The sequence below is a fragment of the Pseudomonas sp. SDO524_S393 genome (assembly GCF_054071875.1).
Genome location: NZ_JBSVVZ010000073.1, coordinates 5,786 through 30,156, shown reverse-complemented (window position 1 = coordinate 30,156; position 24,371 = coordinate 5,786). Strand labels below are relative to the sequence as shown.

Here is a 24,371-nt window from a genome sequence, read left to right as displayed (position 1 = left end):
GCGGTGGATCAGTTAGTGCTGTAATAGCTGACACGCCGCCTTCGCGAGCAAGCCCGCTCCCACATTTGGACCGAGACCGGCTTCCAGAAACCGGTCGGCTACCAGGTCGTCGCGCTTTTGGTTTTGATCTGAGGCGACCCGTCAAACCACGCTGGCCGAACCCCAAGTGGCCGTTACCGCAGCAATGGATATGTACTCGGTGCGCCCGCCTCATGCACATCACGACACCCCCTCCCCAACCAAAACCCGATCCAGCCACCACCGTGCCAACCCACCCACATTCGGCGCCTTGAGCAACGTGAAGTGGTTACCCTCGCCATACCACACCTCCAGCGAACGCCCCTGCCGCTCCCAGCCCTCGATCATCAACCCCTGCTCCCGCTGATTCCCCGCCGCATCCAGCGCCGGGTCCTGTGCCAATACCAACCGCACCACCCCGTTGAACCGCTGCTGCGGCCGATAGCGGGTACGCAATGCCGCCGCATAGGTGCGCGCCGGTCCCGCCATCGCGTCCACACTGGCCCGCGCCGGCAACAGCCCCACGCCCACCATGCCCCCATGCAACGCCTGCTGCTGCGCGCGCTCATCCCGCAAGGCAAAATCCTCGAGATCAATGCCCAGCGACCGGCCCGCCGACAACTGCATCGATTCGATCAAGCGCACCAACGCCGCCGTGGTCGTATAGGGCTGGCCTGCGCGCAACGGCGACTCACTGTCGATCACCGTCAACGACGCCACCTCGCGCCCCGCCGCCTGCAAGCGCAGCGCCATTTCCAGCGCCACCCAGCCGCCGAACGAATGTCCGACCAGGTGCACCGGCCCCCGTGGGCATTCCTGCTCCAGCGCCGTCAGGTAGCAGCGCGCCGCCGCTTCCACCTGGCTATGGGGCACCGCCTCGCCATCCAGACCGCGGGGTTGCAAACCGAACAGCGGCCAGTCGCGCCCCAGTGCCTCGCTCAAGCCGACAAAGCCGGTGACGCTGTCGCCCGCACCCGGCACGCAGAACACCGGGGCATGGCCCGCGCGGCCGCTCTGGATACGCAACAAGGGTTGATGCGCCGCCTCCTGCACTGGCGCGCTGGTCGTCAGCGCATCGCTGATCGCGCGGCCCAGCGCCTGGATATGCGGCGCCTGCATCATGCTCTGGTGATCGCCCGGCACTTCCACCTGGCGCAGTTGCCCAGGCGCCAGCGCGTCGCTCCAGCCCAGGGACTGACTGCGTCGTGACAGTTCGGTGGGGCGCTCGGCCGCACTGAACAGATGCACCGGCACTGGCAGCGGGAACAGGCTGTAATGCGCCAGCGCATGTCCGTGCGCCACTTCCCTCTCGATGAAATTCAAGAGGTCCGCATCCGTCGCTGCCGCCATTTGCGCGTATAGCAGACCTTGATCGCGACAGCGTTGCAGCAGGCCCGCAACGTCCAGCTGTCCAATGCCCGCCTCCAGTTGTTCAAGGCTCGCCAACTCATCCGCACCTCCCTGTGCTGTCCAATACGCGCTGCATTGCAGCAGCAAATGCCGTTTGAGCGCGTCCGGCCCGGACCAGCGCGCCTTGCCCTGGTCGGTCATGCGCGGCACGTAGCTGTCGATCAGGCCGAGGAACGCCACCGGCTCATCCAGCCCCAGCAATTGCAGGGCGACTTCATAGGCGAGCACGCCGCCGAACGACCAGCCGGCGATGCGGTAGGGCCCATGGGGTTGGCGCTCGCGGATCAGGCCGACCATGCGCGCCGCCAGACCTTCCATCGTGTCGAGTTGCGTCGCGCCCAGCGGCGCGCCCGGCAGGCCATAGATCGGGTAGTCGCCGGGCAGGTGCTGGCCCAGCGCCGGGAAATACACGTCGAGGCCGCTGAACTCATGCACCAGGAACAACGGCGCCTGGCTACCGCCGCTGCGCACGGTGATCACTGCCGGGTCCCGCACCGGCGCATCGGTGCGCAGGCGCAACATCGCGGCTACCGAGGCCACGCTGGCGTGCTGGAACAGTTCGGCCAGCGACACTTGCACCCCCGCTTCGTCCAGCAGCGTCACCAGGCGAATCGCCAACAGCGAATGCCCGCCCAACTCGAAGAAACTGTCGTGCCGCCCCACTTGTTCCAGCTTCAACACGTCGGCCCACAGCTGCGCCAGGGTCTGCTCCAGTTCATCCACCGGGGCTTCGAAGTCCTGGCTGGCCGAACTCTCCCAGGCCGGAGCCGGCAAGGCCTTGCGGTCGATCTTGCCGTTGGCGGTCAACGGCAGCTGCGCCAGCGCCACGTAGGCCGAGGGCACCATGTACGCGGGCAACTGCCCTTGCAGATGGGCGCGTACCGCCTCAATGCCCACGGGGTCAGCCGCCCAGGTGAAGTAGGCCACCAGGCGCTTGTCGCCCGGCACGTCCTCGCGGGCCAGTACCACCACGTCCTGGAGCGCGGCGAAGGACGCCAGGCGTGCCTCGATTTCTCCCAGCTCGATGCGGAAACCGCGAATCTTCACCTGGTCATCATTGCGGCCGATGCACTCGAGCAGGCCGTCCGCCGTCCAGCGCCCAAGATCGCCAGTGCGGTACAGCAACGCGCCGGCCACGAACGGGTCTTGCACGAATTTCTCGGCGGTCAGTTCAGGCCGGTTCAGGTAACCCTTGGCGACGCCGTCGCCACCGATGCAGATTTCCCCGATGACACCCACCGGCACTGGTTGCAGCTGTGCATCCAGCACATGGACCTGCGTGTTGGAGATCGGCCGTCCCACCGGCACGCTGTCCGCGTCCTCGGCCACCGCGCGTACTTCGTGGGTAGTGGCGTAGGTGGTGGTTTCCGTCGGCCCGTAGCAATGCACCAGACGCAACGCCGGGGCCCGCGCCAACAAACTGCGGAACGCCGCCGGATCGGCCCGTTCGCCCCCGCACAACAGGATGCGCAAGCCGGCCAGGGCCTCGGGGATCAGTTGCACGTACTGGTTGAACAGCGCGGTGGTCACGAACAGCACCGTCGCGCCCTGCAACGCAGCGCCAAAGGCGAGCGGGTCGAGCAAGGTGGCGTGGTCGACCACTTGCACCTGGCCGCCATTGAGCAGCGGGCCCCACACGTCCATGGTGCTCGCGTCGAACGCCGGGTTGGAGGCAAAGGCCACGCGGTCGCTGGCGTTGAAATCGGCATAGCCGTTGTTGATCACCAACCGCGTGATGCCGCGATGGGGCACCAGCACACCTTTGGGCGTGCCGGTGGAGCCCGAGGTGTACATGATGTACGCCACGCTGTCCGAGGTCTGCGACAGGTCCGGGTTGTGGCTCGGTTGCGGGTCCAGGACCAGCGTATCGAGGTCCAGGCGTCGCGCCGGGTACGGGATGACCGCGTCACTGCGGGTCAACAGCCAGACCGCACCGCTGTCCTGCACCATGAAGCCCTGACGCTCGGCAGGGGCGTTGCTGTCCAGCGGCACATAGGCCGCCGCGCACTTGAGCACCGCCAGTTGGCTGATCAGCAGGTCCAGGGAGCGCGGCAACAGCAGCGCCACGTTGTCTCCCGGTTTCACGCCCAGGCCCAGCAAGTGATGGGCCAACTGATTGGCGCGGGTGTTCAGGTCACCATAACTGACGGTCTGTTCGCCATGCCGCACCGCCACGGCGGCAGGACGCGCCTGGGCCTGGGCTTCGAACAGGCGTTGCACCGTGTGTTCACGGGGAAACGCCCGGGTGGTGGCGTTGAACGCCTGCAATTGCCGGCGCTCGGCGAGCGGCAGGATCGGCACGTGGCTCACCGCGATCTGCGCGTGATCTTCCAGCGCCTTCACCACGTGCTCCACGGCGTTCGCCAAGTAGCCGCACAAGCGTTCGGCGCCCTGCCCCAGAGCCGTCAGGCTGAAGCCTTCGCCCAGGTCGTCGACGCTCAGCGACACGCCATAGTTGGTGTGTTCCTCGGCCTTGAGCAGTTCGATGCCCTGCCACGCCTGCGCCACGCCACCGGCCTGAGGCGCACTGTGGCGGTAGTTGAACAGCACGCTGAACAGCGGCGTCGCCGCCGGCACACCGCTGCAACGCTGGGCCAGGGCCAACGGGGCATGCTCATGGCTGAGCAGTTCGGTCAGCCGCCCATGGGTGGCGCGCAGTGCCGTGAGTACCGAGCGCTCACCGAGGTCGACCCGCAGCGGCAAGGTGTTGATGAACACGCCCATGGCCCTTTCGGCGCCTTCGCCGCCTTGCAGGCGACCGAGCATCACGGTGCCGAACACCACCTGTTCGCGCCCCGAGACCTTGCCCAGTACCTGGGCCCAGGCCAGGTGCATCAGGCTCGCGGCGCTGACCCCCGCCTGGCGCGCCTGGGTCCGTACACGCTGGCTCAACTGGAGGTCGAGGGCCTGCTGCGCGCGCGTTTCGGCCCCGAGGTATGCCACGTCGGTCGGCTCATCGATATCACCGAGCATCTCGCCGAAGAACAGCGCGTGGTCGTCCGTGGCCTGAGTCACCGTCTGGGTCACATAGTTGCGATACGGCACCGCCGCGCCCAACGCCTGCGGAGTACCCAGCAGAAAAGCTTGCAGTTCGTGTTGCAGGATCTCCAGGGCAATGTGGTCCATCACCAGATGGTGGAACAGCAAGGTCGCGACCACCCGCTGCGGCTCGCGGGTATACACCAGGCGCATCAGCGGCGCCTGGCCCACTGCCAGGCGTGACGGCACCGGTCCCGTTTCAACGCTCAGCCGCGCCTCGCGCCACACCACCTGCACCGGCTCCTCGAGCCCTTCCCAGTGGAAGGACGAACGCAAAATGTCGTGCCGCTGGATCACCGCCTGCAACGCCAGGGCGAACGCCTCCAGCCGTTGCAGGCTGTCGAAGGCGAACTGCGCTTGCAGCAGGTACGCGTCCCCCTCCTGCACCGCGCGGTGATGGTAGAGAATGCCGGCCTGTAACGGCGCCAATGGGTAGATGTCCTGCACATTGGCCGCGCCGCCGGGAATGCACCCGACAATGCGGTCAATGGCCGCCTGGTCCAGCGCGATCAGTGGCAGCAGGTCCGGCGTGATGTGCAGGCAATCGGCGGCAATCCGGTTGGCCGGCACCGCCACCTCGTGGCCACCGCCCAGCGCCGCCGCCAATGCCGCCAGGGTGGGTTGGCCGAACAGCGCTTTCACGTCCGCCGACCAGCCGAGGCGTCGCAGGCGGCCCATCAGGCTCACCGCCAGCAACGAGTGCCCGCCCAGTTCGAAGAAGTTGTCGTGACGGCCCACGCGCGCCACACCGAGCAACTCGGCCCACAGCTCGGCCAGGGCAATTTCCGTGTCGCCCTGGGGGGCTTCGTACTCGCGCACCACCACTGCGTCTAGGCCCGGCGCCGGCAGCGCCTTGCGGTCGAGCTTGCCGTTGGGGCTCAGGGGCAGCGTGTCGAGGTGCACGAACAGCGCCGGCACCATGAATTCCGGCAGGTGTTGCAGCAGATGGGCACGCAGGCTGTCGACCGCACTGGGCACGCCGGTGTAGTAGGCAATCAGCCGGTTATCCCGGGCGATCACCGCCGCTTCGTTTACCGACGGGCACTCGGTGAGCCGCGCCTGGATTTCCCCCAGTTCGATGCGCAGGCCACGGATCTTCACCTGGTCGTCATTGCGTCCCAGGTATTCGAGCGTGCCATCGGGCAAGTAACGCCCGACGTCGCCGGTGCGGTACAGGCGGCCTTCGGTGAACGGGTCCTTGAGGAAACGTTCGGCGGTCAGTTCGGGACGGTTCAGATACCCCCGCGCCACTTGCACACCGCCGATGAACAATTCACCGACCACCCCCAGCGGCACCGGCTGCATTTGGCCATCCAGCACGTACATGCGGGTGTTGGCAATCGGCTTGCCGATGGGCGTGTTGTCCGGCGTCACGGCGCCCGCGCAGTTCCACGCGGTCACGTCCACGGCGGCTTCGGTCGGGCCATACAGGTTGTGCAGCTCGCTCTCCGGCAACTGCTGTTTGAAGCGCCGCACCAGGCTGCCCGGCAAGGCTTCGCCGCTGCACATCACGCGCACCAGCCCTCTGGCCTGGCTCACCTCGCCGTGGGCCAGGAACACGTCGAGCATCGACGGCACGAAATGCAGGGTGGTGATCCGCTCGGCCTCAATGATGTCGCACAGGTAGCCTGGGTCTTTATGGCCGCCGGGACGCGCCATCACCAGGCTCGCACCGGTGAACAGCGGCCAGAAGAATTCCCACACCGACACGTCGAAGCTGAACGGGGTTTTCTGCAACACCCGGTCCTCGCCGGTGAGTGCGTATGCGTCCTGCATCCACAGCAGGCGGTTGACCACCCCCGCGTGGTCGTTGATCACACCCTTGGGCTGGCCGGTGGAGCCGGAGGTGTAGATCACGTAGGCAGCCAGGCTCGCCGCCTGCGGATTGCAGGTCGACTGCTGCTGCCAGGTGGGCTGCTCCAGATCGATCACCGCCACGTCGCCCAACAGCGAGCGGGTCGACGCCTGGGCCAGCACCACGACCGGTGCGCTGTCCTCCAGCATGTAGGCGATGCGCTCCCGTGGGTACGCCGGGTCCAGCGGCACATAGGCGGCGCCGGCCTTGAGGATCGCGTACAGGCCGACCACCATCTCCAGGCCGCGCTCCACGCAGATCGCCACCCGCGAGTCCGGCTGCACACCCAGTGCCAGCAGGTGATGCGCCAACTGGTTGGCCCGCGCGTTCAGTTCGGCATAGGTCAGCGTCTGATCGCCGGCCTTGACCGCCAGCGCCTGCGGAGTGCGCAGCACTTGCGCTTCGAACATCCCGTGCAGGGTCTGGTCGAGGTTGTAGTCCACCTGCGTGGCATTCAATCCGAACAGCAGATGCTGGCGCTCGGCCGCGTCCACCAGCGGCACTTGCTCCAACACTGCCTGGTCGTTGTCGACCATGGCCTGCAACAGCCGCGTGAAGTAACCCGCATAACGGCGCATGGTCGATTCGTCGAACAGTGCCACCGCGTATTCCAGCGCACCGATGATCGTGCCTTGCACTTCGCCCAGGTCCAGCGACAGGTCGAACTTGGCAAAATGGCTGTTCTCGACGATGCCTTCCAGTGCCAGGTCGCCCAGGGCCAGGGTCGGCGCGCTGCTGTCCTGCCAGGTCAGCAGGGTCTGGAACACCGGGCTATGGGCTAGGCTGCGCACGGGCCGAGTGATTTCCACCACCTGCTCGAACGGCAGGTCCTGATGCGCCTGGGCTTCCAGGGTCAGGGCCTTGACCCGCACCAGCAACGCCTCGACGCTCGGCGCGCCCGAGGTGTCGATACGCACCGCCAGGGTGTTGACGAACAGACCGATCAGCCCTTCCACCTCGCTGCGCGTGCGGTTGGCCACCGGCGAGCCGATCACCACCTCCTGCTGGCCGGACAGCCGCGCCAGCAGCGCGGCCCAGGCGGTCATCAGGGTCATGTACAGCGTGGTGCCATGGCGTTGGCTCAAGGCTTTGAGCCCGGCGGTGAGGCGTTCGTCCAGGCGCAACCCGACGCTGCTGCCGGCGTAATCCTGCTGCGCCGGGCGCGGGCGGTCGGTGGGCAGCGTGAGCAAGGCCGGCGCCCCCGCCAGCGCCTGTTGCCAATAACTGCTCTGACGGTGCAGCACCTCGCCGCTCAGCCACAGGCGCTGCCACACGGCAAAGTCGCCGTACTGGATCGGCAACGCGGGCAGCGGGTCCGGCAGGCCATGGCTGAACGCCTGATACAGCGCCATCAGCTCGCGGGTCAGCACGCCCATGGACCAGCCATCGGACACGATGTGGTGCAGGGTCAGCAGCAACACATGGTGATCGTCGGCCATCACCACCAGACGCCCGCGCAACAACGGGCCGCGCTCCAGGTCGAACGGCGCCGAGGCTTCACCGTGGATCAATGCGTCGAGGGCCTGTTGCGGGTGCGGGTGACGGCGCAGGTCCTGCACTTGCAAGGGCAACATGGCTTCGGCGGGCATGATCAGTACGTGGGCCTCATCACCACGCTGGGTGAAGCGGCTGCGCAACGTGGCATGCCGCGCGACGATGCGCGCCAGGGCCCGTTGCAGGGCCTCGACATGCAGCTGTCCGCGCAAACGCAGGCCGATGGGAATGTTGTAGGCGGTGTTGGCGCCTTCCATCAGCGCCAGGAACCACAGGCGCTGCTGGGCGAACGACAGCGGCACGTCGGCATCGGCACTGGCCGGCAGAATCTGCGGCAACGTGCTGCGCCCGGCGGTCGCCAACACTTCGGCAACGGCAGCCAGTTCGGCATTGGCGAACAGCTCGCCGAGGATCAACTCCACCCCCAGCCGCTGACGGACCTGGGACACCATGCGCATGGCCAGCAACGAGTGCCCGCCCAGTTCGAAGAAATGGTCATGCCGCCCGACACGCTCCACCTGCAATACCTCGGCCCAGATCTGCGCCAGCAGGGTTTCGATCTCGCCCTCGGGCGCCGCGTATTCGCGGCTGAAGACGGCGGCCTGGTCCGGCGCCGGCAAGGCCTTGCGGTCGAGCTTGCCATTGGCGGTCAGGGGCAGCGCGTCGAGTTTGACGAACGCCACCGGCACCATATAGTCCGGTAGATGCGCCACCAGGTGAGCCCGAATGTCCGCCACACTCAACGGGTCGAATTGCGGGTGTTCGGTGAAATACGCCACCAGCCGCTCTTCGCGGACCAGCACCACGGCTTCCTGGAGGCCCGGCAGTTGGTTGAGATGGGTTTCGATTTCGCCCAGCTCGATGCGCATGCCACGGATTTTCACCTGATCGTCATTGCGCCCCAGGTATTCCAGGGTGCCATCGGGCAGCCAGCGCGCCAGGTCGCCGGTGCGGTACATGCGTCCGGCGTTGAACGGGTCGCGCAGGAAACGCTCGGCGGTCAGTTCCGGGCGGTTCAGGTAACCCCGCGCCACGCCCTTGCCGCCCACGTACAACTCACCCGCCACCCCCAACGGCACCGGGCGCTGCTGTTCGTCCAGCAGGTACACCGTGGCATTGGCGATGGGTTTGCCGATATGCAGCACGCCACCCGGCTCGACCTTGCCGGAGGTGGCGACCACCGTGGCCTCGGTGGGGCCGTAGTTGTTGATCAGGTCGAAGCGCTGGGCGCGACCGAACTGGCGCAAGCGATCACCGCCGACCAGCAGGGTGCGCAGGGTCGGGTGTTCGATCTGCTGGCTGAACGCGTATTCGGCCACCGGGGTCGGCAGGAAGCACACGTCCAGCGGCTGCGCGCGCCACCAGGCCAGCAGCGCATCGATATCTTCAGCACCGTCGTTGGCCGGCGGCAGGTGCAGGGTCGCGCCGGCACACAGTGCGGGCCAGACTTCCCAAGCCATCGCATCAAAGCCGAAACCGGCGACGCTGGCGGTATGGCGCCCGGCGCACAGGTCAAACGCGTGACAGTGCCAGTCCACCAGGTTGGCCACCGTGTGATGCTCCACCATCACCCCTTTGGGCAGGCCGGTGGAACCGGAGGTGTAGATCACATACGCCAGGTTCGCAGGCGTGACGGTCACGTTCGGGTTGCTCGCCGAATGATGCTGCCAGGTGAAGCGATCAAGGTTGATCACCGGCACGTCAAGGGCCGGCAGGCGCTCCAGCAACGCGTGCTGGGTGAGCACCGCCACCGGGGCGCTGTCGCTCAACAGGTAATTCAAGCGTTCGGCCGGGTGCGACGGGTCCACCGGTACATAGCAGGCCCCGGCCTTGAGGATCGCCAGCAGCCCGGCCAGGGTGTCCAGGCCTCGGCGAGCGACGATGGCCACGCGGTCGTCGGGCTTCACGCCCAAGGCCAGCAGGTGGTGGGCCAGCAGGTTGGCTTGCTGGTTGAGTTCGGCGTAGGTCAATTGCCGGCCCTGGTGCACGGCGGCGATGGCCTGGGGCGTCAGCGCGACCTGGGCTTCGATGCGGCCATGCAGCGTGCTGCCCTGGGGGAAATCCGCCCGGGTGGCGTTGAAGTCTTCCAACAGCAGGCGCTGCTCGTCGGCGGGCACCACCGACAGCTGATCGAGCGGCGTGTGCGGCGCCTCTGCCAGCGCGGTCACCAGGTTGTCCAGGGCGGTTTGCAGGTAGGCGCAGACGCGCTGCGCATCCACCTGAGTGGTCGCCAGCAAGCGCAGGATGAACCCTTCGCCCAGGTCATCCACGCTCAGGGTCAAGGGGTAGTTGGTGCGTTCATCCGAACGCAGCGTCTCGATGCCCCGCCACGCCGCCACCGCTTCGCTGCGGGTACCGGTGCCGCTGTGGCGGTAATTGAGCAATGCGCTGAACAACGGCGTCGGCGCGACCACCCCGCTGCAACGTTGCGCCAACGCCAGCGGCGCGTGCTCGTGACGCAGCAGGCCGGTGAGCCGCGCGTGGGTGGCCTTGACGGCGCTGCGCACGTCATCGCTGCCCACGTCTGCGCGAAACGGCAAGGTGTTGATGAAGATCCCCAGGGCGCGGTCCGTGGCATGCCCGCCTTGCATCCGCCCCATCAGCACGGTGCCGAACACCACCTGGGACTTGCCCGCCAGTGCGCTCAAGACCTGGGCCCAGCCCAGATGGAACAGGCTGGCGACGCTGACCCCGAGCAGCCGGGCCTGGGCGCGCAGGCGCTGATTGAGCGCGTCCGACAACGGCCAATCCAGCTCATTGATGCCACGACCGTCGCCCTGCACATCCTGCAAGCCGAAGGGCAAGGTCGGCTCGATCACATCGCCCAGCATCTGCTGGAAAAACGCCTCATGCTGCTGTTCGCTGACACCCAGGCGCGCCTGGGCCACGTAGTTGCGAAACGGCACGGCGTGGCCCAGTTGCGTGGCATGCCCTTGCAGAAACGCCTGCATTTCATGGCGCACCACTTCCAGGGCGCTGTGGTCCAGGGCCATGTGATGGAACAGCAGCATCGCGACAACGCGCCGCTGCGCCGGATCCTTTGCCCAGGCCAGGCGCAGCAGCGGCGCCTGGGTCACGTCCAGCCGGTAATGCCGGGCGTCGAAGCGCGCGTGCAGTTGGGCGGCGATATCGCCGTCCGCCGGGTCCAGCTCAAGCGCCTGCACGGGCAGGCGCGCGGTACGCCACACCACTTGCGAAGGCTGTTGCAGGCCTTCCCAGACCACGCCGGTACGCAGGATGTCGTGCCGGTCCATCACCCCTTGCAGCGCCTGGGCGAACGCTTCGAAGCGCTCGACACTGTCAAAGGCGAACTGCGACTGCATCACATAGGGGTCGCCCTGCTCGGTGCTGGCGTGGTGGAACAGAATGCCCTCTTGCAGCGGTGCCAGCGGGTAGATGTCCTGAATGTTCGCCACGCCACCCTCGACGCTGGCGACGATGCGGTCGATTTCGTCCTGGCTCAGGTCGGACAGGGTCAACATGGACGGCACAATCCGCTCGGCGTGGGCCGGGATGCCATTGGCCGGCACTTCGTTGGCGCTCGAATACTCGCCGGCCTTGATCCGCTCGATCAGCGCCGCCTTGTGTTCACGCAATGCGGCGAGGATCTCAGGATCGCTCAGTGCCTGCTTGTTGCCTTGCACCGACAATTGCTCGCCTTTCAGTGCGAGCTGCACATCCTTGGTTTTCAGCGTCGCCAGCAGTTCGAGAATGCTCACAGGACGATCTCCATTCGTTCAGTCATCGCGGCGTAGCCAGCCAGGGTCGGCTGTTCGAATAACGCACGCACATCGGCTTCCAGGCCTTCCTGGCGCAAGCGCCCGATCAAGCTCACGGCGAGCAGCGAGTGCCCGCCCAGTTCAAAGAAATTATCCTGGCGCCCTACCCGTTCCACGTTGAGCAGTTCGGCCCAGAGTTGCGCCAGCAGGATTTCGGTATCGCCCACCGGTGCTTCGTACTCACGCAACGCCAGGGCTTCGTTGCCCGGTGCCGGCAGGGCCTTGCGGTCAAGCTTGCCGTTGGGGCTCAGCGGCAATGCGTCAAGGTGCACGAACAGCGCGGGCACCATGAAGTCCGGCAGGTGGTGCAGCAAATGCTCGCGCAAATCGGCGGACCGAACGCCGGTGTAGTAAGCGACAAGCCGCTCTTCACGGGCCACCACAACGGCCTCGTTGACCTGGGCATGCTCCAGCAACCGCGCCTGGATTTCGCCCAGTTCGATACGCAGACCACGGATTTTCACCTGGTCGTCGTTGCGGCCCAGGTACTCGATATTGCCGTCCGGCAAATACCGCCCGAGATCGCCGGTGCGGTACAGGCGGCCGGCGGTGAACGGGTCCTTGAGGAAACGTTCGGCGGTCAGCTCGGGACGGTTCAGGTAACCCCGGGCCACTTGCACGCCACCGATGAACAACTCACCGACCACACCCAATGGCACCGGCTGCAACTGCCCGTCCAGCACGTACAGGCGGGTATTGGCGATGGGTTTGCCGATGGGCGTATTGTCCGGCACGTCGGGCCGCGCACAGTTCCAGGCGGTCACGTCCACGGCGGCTTCGGTCGGGCCGTACAGGTTGTACAGGCCGATGCCCGGCAACTGCTGCTTGAAGCGCCGCACCAGGCTGCCCGGCAAGGCTTCGCCGCTGCACATCACGCGGACCAGCCCTGCGGCCTGGCTGACATCGCCGTGGGCCAGGAACACATCGAGCATCGACGGCACGAAGTGCAGCGTGGTGATCTGTTCGTTCGCGATCACCTCGCACAGGTAGGCCGGGTCTTTGTGGCCGCCAGGGCGCGCCATGACCAGACAGGCGCCGGTGAACAGCGGCCAGAAGAACTCCCACACCGACACGTCGAAGCTGAACGGGGTTTTCTGCAACACCCTGTCGTGGGCCTTGAGGCCATAGGCGTCCTGCATCCACAACAGGCGGTTGACCACGCCGGGATGATCGTTGATCACACCCTTGGGCTGGCCGGTGGAGCCGGAGGTGTAGATCACGTAGGCACTGAGGGCCGGCACTCGCGGGTTATCGATGGCGTGGTGGTGCCAGGTCGGCTGGTCCAGGTCGACCACGGGGGTGTTGCCCAGCAAGCCACGCGTGCTGCCCTGGGCCAGCACCGCGACCGGCGCGCTGTCCTCGAGCATGTAGGCGATACGCTCCAAGGGGTACGCCGGGTCCAGTGGCACATAAGCGGCACCGGCCTTGAGGATCGCGTACAGGCCGACCACCATGTCCAGGCCGCGCTCCACGCAGATCGCCACCCGCGAATCCGCCTGGACGCCCAGGGCCAACAGGTGATGCGCCAACTGGTTGGCGCGCGCGTTGAGTTCGGCATAGGTCAATGCCAGGTCACCCGCCTTGACGGCGATGGCATCCGGCGTACGCGCTACCTGCGCTTCGAACATCCCGTGCAGGGTCTGGTCGAGGTCATAGGCCACCTCGGTGGCGTTGAAACCGGACAGCAGTTGCTCGCGCTCCTGCGCCTCCAGCACCGGCAGGCGATTGACCGCCAGGTTCGGCGCCTGCTCCAGCGCGTCGACCAGCCCTTGCAACGTCACCTGCAAGTAACCGCAGATACGTTGCGCGCCAATCGACTTCGCGGTCATGGCAGTGAGGCGGAAACCATCGCCCTGGTCGTCCACGTTGAGGGTCAACGGGTAGTTGGTGCGCTCTTCGCTGGCCAGGGTCTGAATGCCGTCCCAGGCTTGGGAAACCGGCGCCTGCACGCTGTCGCTGTGGCGATAGTTGAGCATCGCGCTGAACAGCGGCAGCGGCGCGGCAACCCCACTGCAACGCTGGGCCAGGGCCAGGGACGCGTGTTCATGGCCGAGCAGCGCGGTCAATTGTGCGTGGGTCTGCTTGACCGCAACGCGCACGCTGCTGCCATCGATATCCACCCGCAGCGGCAAGGTGTTGATGAACATGCCCAAGGCACGGTCACTGCCTTTGCCGCCTTGCATGCGCCCCAGCAACACGGTGCCGAACACCACGTTCTCCTGGCCAGACGTGCTGGCGAGGACCCGCGCCCAAGCCAGGTGGAACAGGCTCGCAGCGCTGACGCCGAGCAAACGGGCCTGGGTGCGCAGGCGCTGGTTGAGGGTCGGCGCCAGCGTCTGCTGGACCTCTTCGATCGCATTGCCATCGCCGCGCACATCCTGCAGACCGAACGGCAAGGTCGGCTCGCTGATATCGGCGAGCATCCCACGGAAGAACTGCTCATGCTCCTGTTCGCTGACGCCCAGCCGCGCCTGTGCCACATAGTTGCGATAAGGCGTGGCATCACCGGCAGGCTGTGGCAGCCCGAGCAGACTGGCCTGCATCTCATGGCGTACGCCATCGAGGGCAGTGTGGTCGAGGGCGATGTGGTGGAACAACAGAATCGCAACCACGCGCTGGTTGGCCGGGTCCGGCGCGTAGACCAGGCGTACCAGCGGCGCCTGGTCCATCGGCACGCGGTACTGACGTGGGTCGAAACGCTGGTGCAGGCCGTCGAGGACATCCGCCTGCACCTGCAATTTGGCGGTGCGCCACACCACTTGCAGCGGTTGCGCAAGGCCTTCCCAGATCACGGCGGTACGCAGGATGTCGTGGCGGTCGATCACCTGTTGCAGCGCCTGGGCGAAGGCCTCGAGACGGTAGAGGCTGTCGAACGCCAGGTGCGATTGCAGCAGGTACGGGTCGCCCTGCCCGGCACTGATGTGGTGGTAGAGAATGCCTTCCTGCAACGGCGCCAGCGGGTAGATGTCTTGCACATTGGCGGCGCCACCGGGCACCTGGGCGACGACCTGGTCGATGGTCGATTGGTCGAGTTGCACCAGGGACAACAGGTCCGGCGTGATGCGTTGGCAGCCTGCGGGAATGCGATTTTCCGGCACCGCTACATCGCGGCCACTGCCCACGGCAGCCGCCAGTGCGGCCAGGGTCGGCTGGCTGAACAGCACGCGCACATCGGCGCTCAGGCCGACCTGGCGCATGCGTTCGATCAGGCTGACCGCCAGCAACGAATGGCCGCCCAGCTCGAAGAAGTGGTCATGACGCCCCACTTGTTCCACCTGCAACACCTCGGCCCACAACTGCGCCAGGGTGGTTTCCACGTCACCCGACGGCGCTTCGTAATCACGGCTGAGCAATGCCGTCTGATCCGGCTCCGGCAGGGCTTTGCGGTCAAGCTTGCCGTTGGCGGTCAGTGGCAGCGTGTCGAGCCTCACATAGGCCATCGGCACCAGCGCGTCGGGCAACTGCGCCTGCAATTGCGCGCGCAGGGTTTCCAGGGCCTGCGGGTATTGCTCGGTGAACCAGGCCACCAGGCGGCCCTCGCGCACCAGCACCACCGCGTCGCCGACACCCTCGAGCGCGGCCAGGCGGCTTTCGATTTCACCCAGTTCCACCCGTACCCCGCGCACCTTGACCTGGTCGTCGTTACGGCCCAGGTACTCGAGGTTGCCGTCGGGCAGCCAGCGCACCAGGTCGCCGGTGCGGTACATGCGGCCAGCGTTGAACGGGTCTTGCAGGAAACGTTCGGCGGTCAGGTCGGCACGGTTCAGATACCCCCGCGCCACCCCGCTGCCACCCACATACAGTTCACCGGCCACACCCACCGGTACCGGACGCAGGTGTTTGTCCAGCACATAAGCGTTGGCATTGGCCACCGGTTTGCCGATGTGCAGCGCCTGCCCGGCCCGTACACGACCGGAAGTGGCGACCACCGTGGCTTCGGTGGGGCCGTAGTTGTTGATCACCGCGAAGCGCCGCTCCTGGGTGAACTGGCGCAGGCGGTCGCCGCCGATCAGCAGGATACGCAAGCTGGGGTGCTGCAAGTTCTGGCTGAAGGCGTATTCGGCCACCGGGGTCGGCAGGAAACTCACGTCCAGCGGCTGCTCCAGCCACCAGGCCAGCAAGGCGTCGATGTTTTCGTTGCCCACGTCGGCGGGCGGCAGGTACAGCGTGGCCCCCACACAGAGTGCCGGCCAGACTTCCCAGGCCATGGCATCGAAGCCGAAGCCGGCCACGCTGCTGGTGTGGCTGGTGGCGTCCAGGCCAAAGGCGTCACAGTGCCAGTGCACCAGGTTTTCCACGGTGCGGTGTTCCACCATCACGCCCTTGGGCTGGCCGGTGGAGCCCGAGGTGTAGATCACGTAGGCCAGGTGTGCCGGGGTCAGCGCCGCGATCCGTGGGTTGCTGAGCGCCTGATGCTGCCAGTGCGCACCGTGCAGGTCCACGCTGGCGACATTGCCCAACAGGTCGCGGGTGCCGGCCTCGGCCAGCACCGCCACCGGTGCGCTGTCCTCCAGCAGGTAGGCGATGCGCTCGGCGGGGTAAGCCGGGTCGATGGGCACATAACCGGCACCGGCCTTGAGAATGCCCAGCAGCCCCACAAGCATCTGCGGGCCGCGACGGCAGCAGATCGCCACGCGGTCGTCCGGCTGTACGCCGAGCTCCAGCAGGTGGTGGGCCAACTGGTTGGCGCGCTGGTTGAGTTGCTGGTAGGTGAGGGTCTGGTCGTCCTGCACCACCGCGATAGCGTGGGGTTGGCGCTCGGCCTGCACTTCGAAGGCGCCGTGCAGGGTCTGCCCGCTGGGGAAGTCCGCAGCGGTGGCGTTGAACCCGCGCAGCAGAACCTCGCGCTCGGCCACCGGCACTATGGGCAGTCGCTCAAGGCGCATGTGCGGCGCCGTTTCCAGGGCCGTCACCAGTTGCTCGACGGCACCGAGCATGTAACCGCACAGGCGCTGCGCGCCGATCTGCGGCAGTGCCAGCACCGTCAGGCCGAAGCCCTCGCCGAGGTCATCCACACTCAGTGTCAGCGGGTAGTTACTGCGTTCTTCACCGCCCAGCAGTTGCACGCCTTCCCAGATGCCGTGGCCGTCACGGGCCATTTCATCGGGGCTGCTGTGACGGTAATTGAGCAAGGCGCTGAACAGCGGCACCGTGCCTGGCACGCCGCTGCAGCGTTGGGCCAGGGCCAGAGAGGCATGCTCATGACCCAGCAAGGCGCTCAAGCGCACATGGGTCGCCTTGACCGCATCGAAGGCCCCCGCGCCGGTGTTCACGCGCAGCGGCAAGGTGTTGATGAACATGCCCAAGGCACGGTCCGCGCCGTCACCGGCCTGCATGCGGCCCATCAATACAGTGCCGAACACCACATCGTCGCGCCCGGACACCAGCCCCAGCACCTGGGCCCAGGCCAGGTGCATCAGGCTCGCCGCACTGACGCCCGACAGGCGTGCCTGCTCACGCACACGCTTGGCCAACGTGGCATCCAGCGCCAACCCGGCCTCTTCGATATCGCGACCGTCGCCCTGCACATCCTGCACCCCGAACGGCAGGGTCGGCTCGTCCACATCGGCGAGCATCTCGCGGAAGAACCCTTCGTGTTCCGTCACGCTCACGCCCAATCGCGCCTGGGCCACGTAGTTGCGGAACGGCGCGGGCGCGGGCAAGGCCTCGGCCTGGTTGAACAGGAACGCACGCATTTCCTCGCCGACCACGGCCATGGCGGTATGGTCGAGCGCCAGGTGATGGAACAGCAGGATGGCGGCCACCCGCTGATTCGCCGGGTCGTGGGCATAGACCATGCGCAACAGCGGCGCCTGGGTGATGTCGAGGCGGTAATGACGGGCGTCGAAGCGCGCGTGCAACTGCTCGATGATGCCACCGTCCGCCGGGTCCAGTTCGACGGCCTGCACCACCAGTTGCGCCTGGCGCCAGACCACTTGCACCGGGCTGTCCAGACCTTCCCAGACCACGCCGGTGCGCAGGATGTCGTGGCGAGCCACCACCTGTTGCAATGCGCCCATGAAGCCCTGCAAACGCTCGAGGCTGTCAAACGCCATGCGCGATTGCAGCAGGTACGGGTCGCCCTGCCCGGCGCTGATGTGGTGGTAAAGGATGCCTTCCTGCAACGGCGCCAGCGGGTAGATATCCTGCACATTCGCCGCGCCACCCGGCACGGTGGCGACGATCCGCGCGATGGCCGCCGCGTAGAGCTGCACCAGGCTCAGCATCGCCGGGGTGATCCGGGTGCAGCCAGGCGGGATGCCATTGGCCGGCACCACCACCTCGCGGCCACTGCCGACCGCCGCTGCCAGAGCGGCCAGGCTCGGCTGGTTGAACAGCACGCGCACATCGGCGCTCAGGCCGGCCTGGCGCATGCGTTCGATCAGGCTGACCGCCAGCAGCGAATGCCCGCCCAGCTCGAAGAAATGATCATGTCGGCCCACACGGTCGAGCTTGAGCAGGTCCTGCCAGATCTGCGCCAGCAAGGTCTCCACCTCGCCTTCCGGCGCCGCGTAGCCACGGCTGAGCAAGGCACTCTGGTCCGGCACCGGCAAGCCCTTGCGGTCGAGCTTGCCGTTGGCGGTGAGCGGCAGCAATTCCAGCCAGACATACGCCGAGGGCACCATGTAATCCGGCAGGCGGCCTTGCACGTGGGTACGCAGCGCTTCGATGTCCAGCGGCGCCTCTGCGGTGTAGTAGGCCACCAGGCGCTTGTCGCCGGGCTCGTCTTCCCGGGCCAGGACCACGGTGTCTTTCACCCCGGGGAAGACGGCCAGGCAGGTTTCGATTTCGCCGGGTTCGATCCGGAAACCGCGAATCTTCACCTGCAGGTCATTGCGCCCCTGATAGAGCAAGGTGCCGTCGGCTTGCCAGCTGGCCAGGTCGCCGCTGCGGTACAACAGCCCTTCGCCAAACGGGTTGGGGATGAATTTTTCGGCGGTGAGCTGCGGTTGGTTCAAGTAACCCTTGGCCACGCCGGCACCGCCGATGTACAGCTCGCCGACCACCCCCAGGGCCAGTGGTTGCTGGCGTCCGTCGAGCACATAGGCCTGGGCGTTGGCGATGGGCCGACCAATCGGGATGCCGCCCTCGCCTGCCGTGGTGATCTCAAACGTGGTGGAGAACGTGGTGGCTTCGGTCGGGCCGTAGCCATTGAGCAAGTGCCGGGGCTTACCGTGCTGGAGCACACGACCGATCACCAACGGGTCGAGCACATCGCCGCCGACGATCAGGTAACGCAACTGACCAAACACCGGCAGCAATGCGTCGGCGTACTGATGGAACAGTCCGGCGGTCATCCACAGCACGCTGACCGCCTGCTCCTGCAACAGCGAAGCGAACGCGGCCTGGGACAACAGCACGCCCTGCTCGACCACCACCACACAGCCGCCGTTGAGCAACGGCGCCCACACGTCGAGGGTGCTGGCATCGAAGGCCGGGTTGGAGGCGAAGGCCACGCGGTCGCGCTCGTTGAACTCGGCATAGCCGTTGTTGAGCACCAGGCGCGAGATCGCCCGGTGCGGCACCTGCACACCCTTCGGGGTACCCGTGGAGCCGGAGGTGTACATGATGTACGCGACAGCCTCCGCAGACTGGCCAAGCTCCGGGTTGCGCGGCGACATCGTCTCCAGGTTCAAGTCGGCCAGGCTGCCCAACACACGGTGCGCACCGCTGTCCTGGACCATGAACGCCTGGCGCTCGACCGGGGCGTTCACGTCCAGCGGCACATACACCGCCGAACACTTGAGGATCGCCAGTTGGCACACCAGCAGATCGAGGGAGCGCGGCAGCGCAATGGCCACGCTTTCACCGGGCTGCACGCCTTGGTGAATCAGGTGATGGGCCAGGCGGTTGGCGCGGCGGTTGAGGTCGCGGTAACTCAGGGACAAGTCGCCCTGGATCGCAGCCACGGCTTCGGGGCGGGCCAGGGCCTGGGCTTCGAACAACTGGTGCACACTCGCCTGCGCGGGGTAGTCGCGGGTGGTGGCATTGAAGTCCACCAGCAACTGGTGACGTTCGCCAGGCGGCAGGATCGACACCGCCTGCAACGGCGTGGTCGGTGCCTGTTGCAAGGCCGTGACCAGATGGCGCAACGCGGTGAGCATGTAGTCGCCCACGCGCTGCACGTCCAGTGAAGCCACGCCCTGGACGTTGAGTGTGAAGCCGCTGCCGAGGTCATCGACGTTCAGGACCAGCGGATAGTTGCTACGCTCTTCGGAATGCAGGATTTCGATACCGGACGCGGCAAACGGGCTGGCGCCCGGCGCTTCATCCGGCGCGCTGTGGCGGTAGTTGAGCAAGGTGCTGAACAGCGGCAGCGAGCCCGGCACACTGCTGCAACGCTGGGCCAGGGACAACGGCGCATGTTCATGCCCGAGCAACTGCGCCAAGCGGGCATGGGTGGCGCGCACGCCGGCCTGCACGCCGACGGCACCGAGGCTGATGCGCAGCGGCAAGGTGTTGATGAACATGCCCAGCGCGCGGTCGGCGCCTTCGCCGCCTTGCAGACGGCCCAGCAGCACGGTGCCGAACACCACGTCCTGTTGGCCGGACACCTGCCCCAGTACCTGGGCCCAGGCCAGGTGCACCAGGCTGGCGCTGCTCACGCCCAGTTGTCGCGCCTGTTCACGCAGGCCCAGGCTGAGCGCCGGTTCCAGCGGCAAATGCGCTTCGACAATGCCACTGCCGTCGCCGTGCACGTCCTGCAAGCCGAAGGCCAGTGTGGGTTCGTCGATATCGCCGAGCATGTCGCTGAAGAATGCTTCGTGCTGTGCCTGGCTGACGCCGAGGCGCGCCTGGGCCACGTAGTTGCGGTACTGCACCGCGTCGGGCAACCGGGCGCTGCTGCCGGACAGGCTGGCGCTCATCTCTTGCACCAGCACCTGCAAGGCGGTGTGGTCGAGCAGGATGTGGTGCAGCAGCAGGATGCCGACGTAGCGCCCCTGTTCCTCGGCGTAGGCAAACCGCATCAGCGAGGCACGGCTCAGGTCGAGGCGATAGTGGCGTGGGTCGAAGCGCTGTTGCAGTTGCGCCAGCACCTCGTCACCCGGCAGTTCCAGGTGTTCGACGGCCAGCGGCGCCTGACGCCAGACCACCTGTACCGGCTCCTCCAGGCCTTCCCAGACAATGGCGGTGCGCAGGATGTCATTGCGCTCGATCACACTGTGCAGCGCCTGGACAAACGCATCCACCGCCGCCTGATCGGCAAAGCTGAACTGCACCTGCAAGCCGTAGGGATCGCCCTCGGTGGTCGCCAGGTGGTGGTAGAGAATGCCGGCCTGCAACGGCGCCAGGCCGTAGATATCCTGCACATTGGCGATACCGCCGGGCACGCCGCTGACGATCAGGTCGATGGCGGCCTGATCCAGGCTCACCAGCGGCAGCAGGTCCGGGGTGATACGCGAGCAGTCCGGGCTGATCCGGTTGGCCGGAACCTGCACCGCCTGCTGCCCGCCCACCGCTGCGGCCAGTGCCGCCAGCGTTGGCTGGCCGAACAACACACGCACATCGGCGCCGAGGTCCAGCTGGCGCATGCGCTCGATCAGCTTGACCGCCAGCAGCGAGTGCCCGCCCAGTTCGAAGAAGTGATCGTGACGACCGACCCGATCCAGCTTGAGCAGGTCCTGCCAGAGAGTCGCGATAGCGGTTTCCACGGGGCCTTGCGGCGCTTCGTAGCTGCGGCGGGCCAGGGCTTCGGCGTCGGGAGCGGGCAAGGCCTTGCGGTCGAGCTTGCCATTGGTGGTCAGCGGGAAGCGCTCCAGTTGCACAAAGGCCGCGGGCACCATGTGTTCGGCCAGGCTGAGTAGCAGGTGGTCACGCAGGTCGGCGGCGTTGAGCTCACCCTCGGCGATCACGTAGGCCACCAGGCGCTTGTCGCCCGGTTCGTCTTCACGGGCGATCACCCGTGCGTCGCGCACGCCTTCGGCGGTGGCCAGGCGCGCTTCGATTTCGCCCAGTTCGATGCGGAAACCGCGAATCTTCACCTGGTCGTCATTGCGCCCCAGGTATTCCACGCTACCGTCGGCCAGCAAGCGGCCGAGGTCGCCGGTCTTGTACATGCGCAGACCGGTGGCCGGGTCAGCCAGGAAGCGTTCGGCGTTCAGCGCATCGCGGTTGAGGTAGCCGCGCGCCACGCCGGCGCCACCTACGTACAACTCGCCGACCACACCGAAGGGCAGCGGCTCGCGGTGCTCGTCCAGCACATACAGCTGCAAGTCGGGAATGCGCACGCCAATCGGGCTGACGCCCACAAGCAGCGCATCCGCCGCCTCCAGCGCGCGATAGGTCACGTGCACGGTGGTTTCGGTGATGCCGTACATGTTCACCAGTTGCGTACCGGCGTTGATCGCCTGGGCATACCAGGGTTTGAGCATGCCCGGTTCCAGGGCTTCGCCGCCGAAAATCACCTGGCGCAGGGAATGGGACTGCGGGTTCTGCTGTTGCGCGGCAATCAACTGGCGGAACGCGCTGGGCGTCTGGTTGAGGATGCTGACACCGGCCTCGCACAGCAGCGCGTAGCATTCGTCCGGCGAACGGCTGACCAGTTGCGGCACGATCAGCAACTGGCCGCCGTGCATCAGGGCGCCCCAGATTTCCCACACCGAGAAATCGAAGGCGAAAGAGTGGAACAACGCCCACACATCGGTGGGGTTGAAACCGAACCAATGCTCGGTGGCGGTGAACAGCCGCGCGACCTGGCGGTGCTCGATCATCACGCCCTTGGGCAGGCCGGTGGAACCGGAGGTGTAGATCACGTAGGCCAAGTGGCTCGGGCTGACGCTGACCTGTGGGTTACTGTCGGGTTGTTCACCCAGGTTGTCGAGGTCGACCCGGGGCAGCTCGCCCGCCAGGTGAGTGGTGGCGGCCTGTATCAGTACGGCCCGAGGTTCACTGTCGGCCAGGGTGTAGGCGATGCGTTCCTGTGGGTAGGCCGGGTCGATGGGCACGTAGCCGGCGCCGGCCTTGAGAATGCCCAACAGGCCGATGATCATCTGTGGGCCGCGCTCCACGCAGATCGCCACGCGATCGTCCGGCCCGATGCCTTGGCTCAGCAGGTGGTGGGCGACCTGGTTGGCGTGCGCATTGAGCTGGCCATAGGTGATGCGCTGGGTGTCGAAGCGCAGGGCGATGGCGTCCGGCTGCGCGGCGGCATGGGCCTCGACCTGCGCGTGGATCAGCGCACTGTCGGCGTAGGTCAGCGGGCTGTGGTTGAGGCGGTGCAGCAGGTGGTGGCGTTCATCACGGTCCAGGATCGCCAGGCTGTTGAGCGGCGCGTCCGGGCGATGTTCCAGGGCGTCGGCCAGGCTGTCGAGCACGGTGTGCAGGTAGCCGGCGACCCGTTGGGCGCCGATGGCGGCATCCACCATCACGGTGAGGGCAAAGTCTTCGCCCAGGTCATCCACGTTGACGGTCAGTGGGTAGTTGGTGCGTTCTTCGGCGCTCAGCACCTGGATGCCGTCGGCCACGTCGATCACCGCGTCCATGTCGCTGGCGGCGCTGTGGCGATAGTTGAGCATGGCGCTGAACAGCGGCGCCGGCGCGGCCACACCGCTGCAACGCTGGGCCAGCGCGAGGGACGCGTGTTCGTGGTGGAGCAAGGTGGTGAGCCGTTCATGGGCCGCCTTGACCCCGGCGCGCACGCCCTGCTCGCCCACATCCACACGCAGCGGCAAGGTGTTGATGAACATGCCCAGGGCCCGTTCGCCGCCCTCGCCCGCGCCCATGCGGCCGAGCATCACCGTGCCGAACACCACCGCCTCGCGACCGGACACCACGCCCAGCACACGGGCGAAGGCCAGGTGCATCAGGCTCGCCACGCTCACGCCAAGCGGCCGTGCCAGGCTGCGCAGGCGACGGCTCAGGCGGCTGTCGACCGGGATGCGCACCTCGTCGATACCCTGGCCGTCGCCCTGCACATCCTGCAAGCCGAACGGCAGCGTCGGTGCATCGATGTCCGCCAGCATCTCGCGGAAAAACCCTTCGTGGGCCTGCTCGCTCACGCCCTGGCGCACCTGGGCGATGTAACTGCGAAACGCCACCGGTTCAGGCGCGCTGGCGTGCTCGCCGGCCAGGTACAGCTGGATTTCATGGCGCACGACATCGAGGGCGGTGTGGTCGAGGATGGTGTGGTGGAACAGCAGCGTGGCGGTCACGCCGCCGCTGGCCGACGCCTCGCTGAACAGCAGGCGCAGCAGCGGCGCCTGGCCCAGGTCCATGCGGTAGGTGCGCGCGTCGAAATCCTCCGGCTCGCAGGCCAGGGTCGCCTTGCGCCACACCACTTGCAGCGGCTCGTCCAGGCGCTCCCAGACCATCGAGGTACGCAGGATGTCGTGGCGGTCGATGACCCATTGCAGCGCCTGGGCAAAGGCATCCAGGCGTGCACGGCTGTCGAACGCGAACCGCGCGTGCAGCACGTAGGGGTCGCCCAGTTCCGCCGACAAATGGTGGTAGAGCATGCCCTCCTGGAGCGGCGCCAGCGGGTAGATGTCCTGCACGTTCGCCGCGCCGCCGGGGATGGCCGCGACGATACGGTCGATGGCCGCCTGGTCGAGGTCGACCAGCGGCAGCATGTCCGGGGTGATGCGGTAGGCGGGGCTGAGCCAGTCACCACCATGCTCGGCCACCAGGGCCAGCAGTTGGGGCTTGTGGGCGATCAGTTGGTCCCACAGCACGTCATCCAGCGCGTCATCGTCGCCCAGGATAATCAGGTCGCCATCTTCCAGTTGCAGCCGGATCGCGTGGGTGGAAATCGCTGCCAATAATTCGCTGAACTGCAT

General features: G+C 66.7%; 2 protein-coding genes. Both read right to left on the bottom strand.

Going from position 1 to position 24,371, the window contains the following annotated elements:
- Positions 1-219: 219 nt before the first annotated feature.
- On the bottom strand, positions 220-11,535 hold the full coding sequence (locus tag ACW9IB_RS24905) for an amino acid adenylation domain-containing protein (RefSeq protein ID WP_457415876.1): 11,316 nt from the start codon (positions 11,533-11,535) through the stop codon (positions 220-222).
- Positions 11,532-24,371, bottom strand: a complete 12,840-nt coding sequence (locus ACW9IB_RS24900; RefSeq protein WP_457415875.1) for an amino acid adenylation domain-containing protein — start codon at positions 24,369-24,371, stop codon at positions 11,532-11,534. The genes ACW9IB_RS24905 and ACW9IB_RS24900 overlap by 4 nt, the downstream gene beginning before the upstream one ends.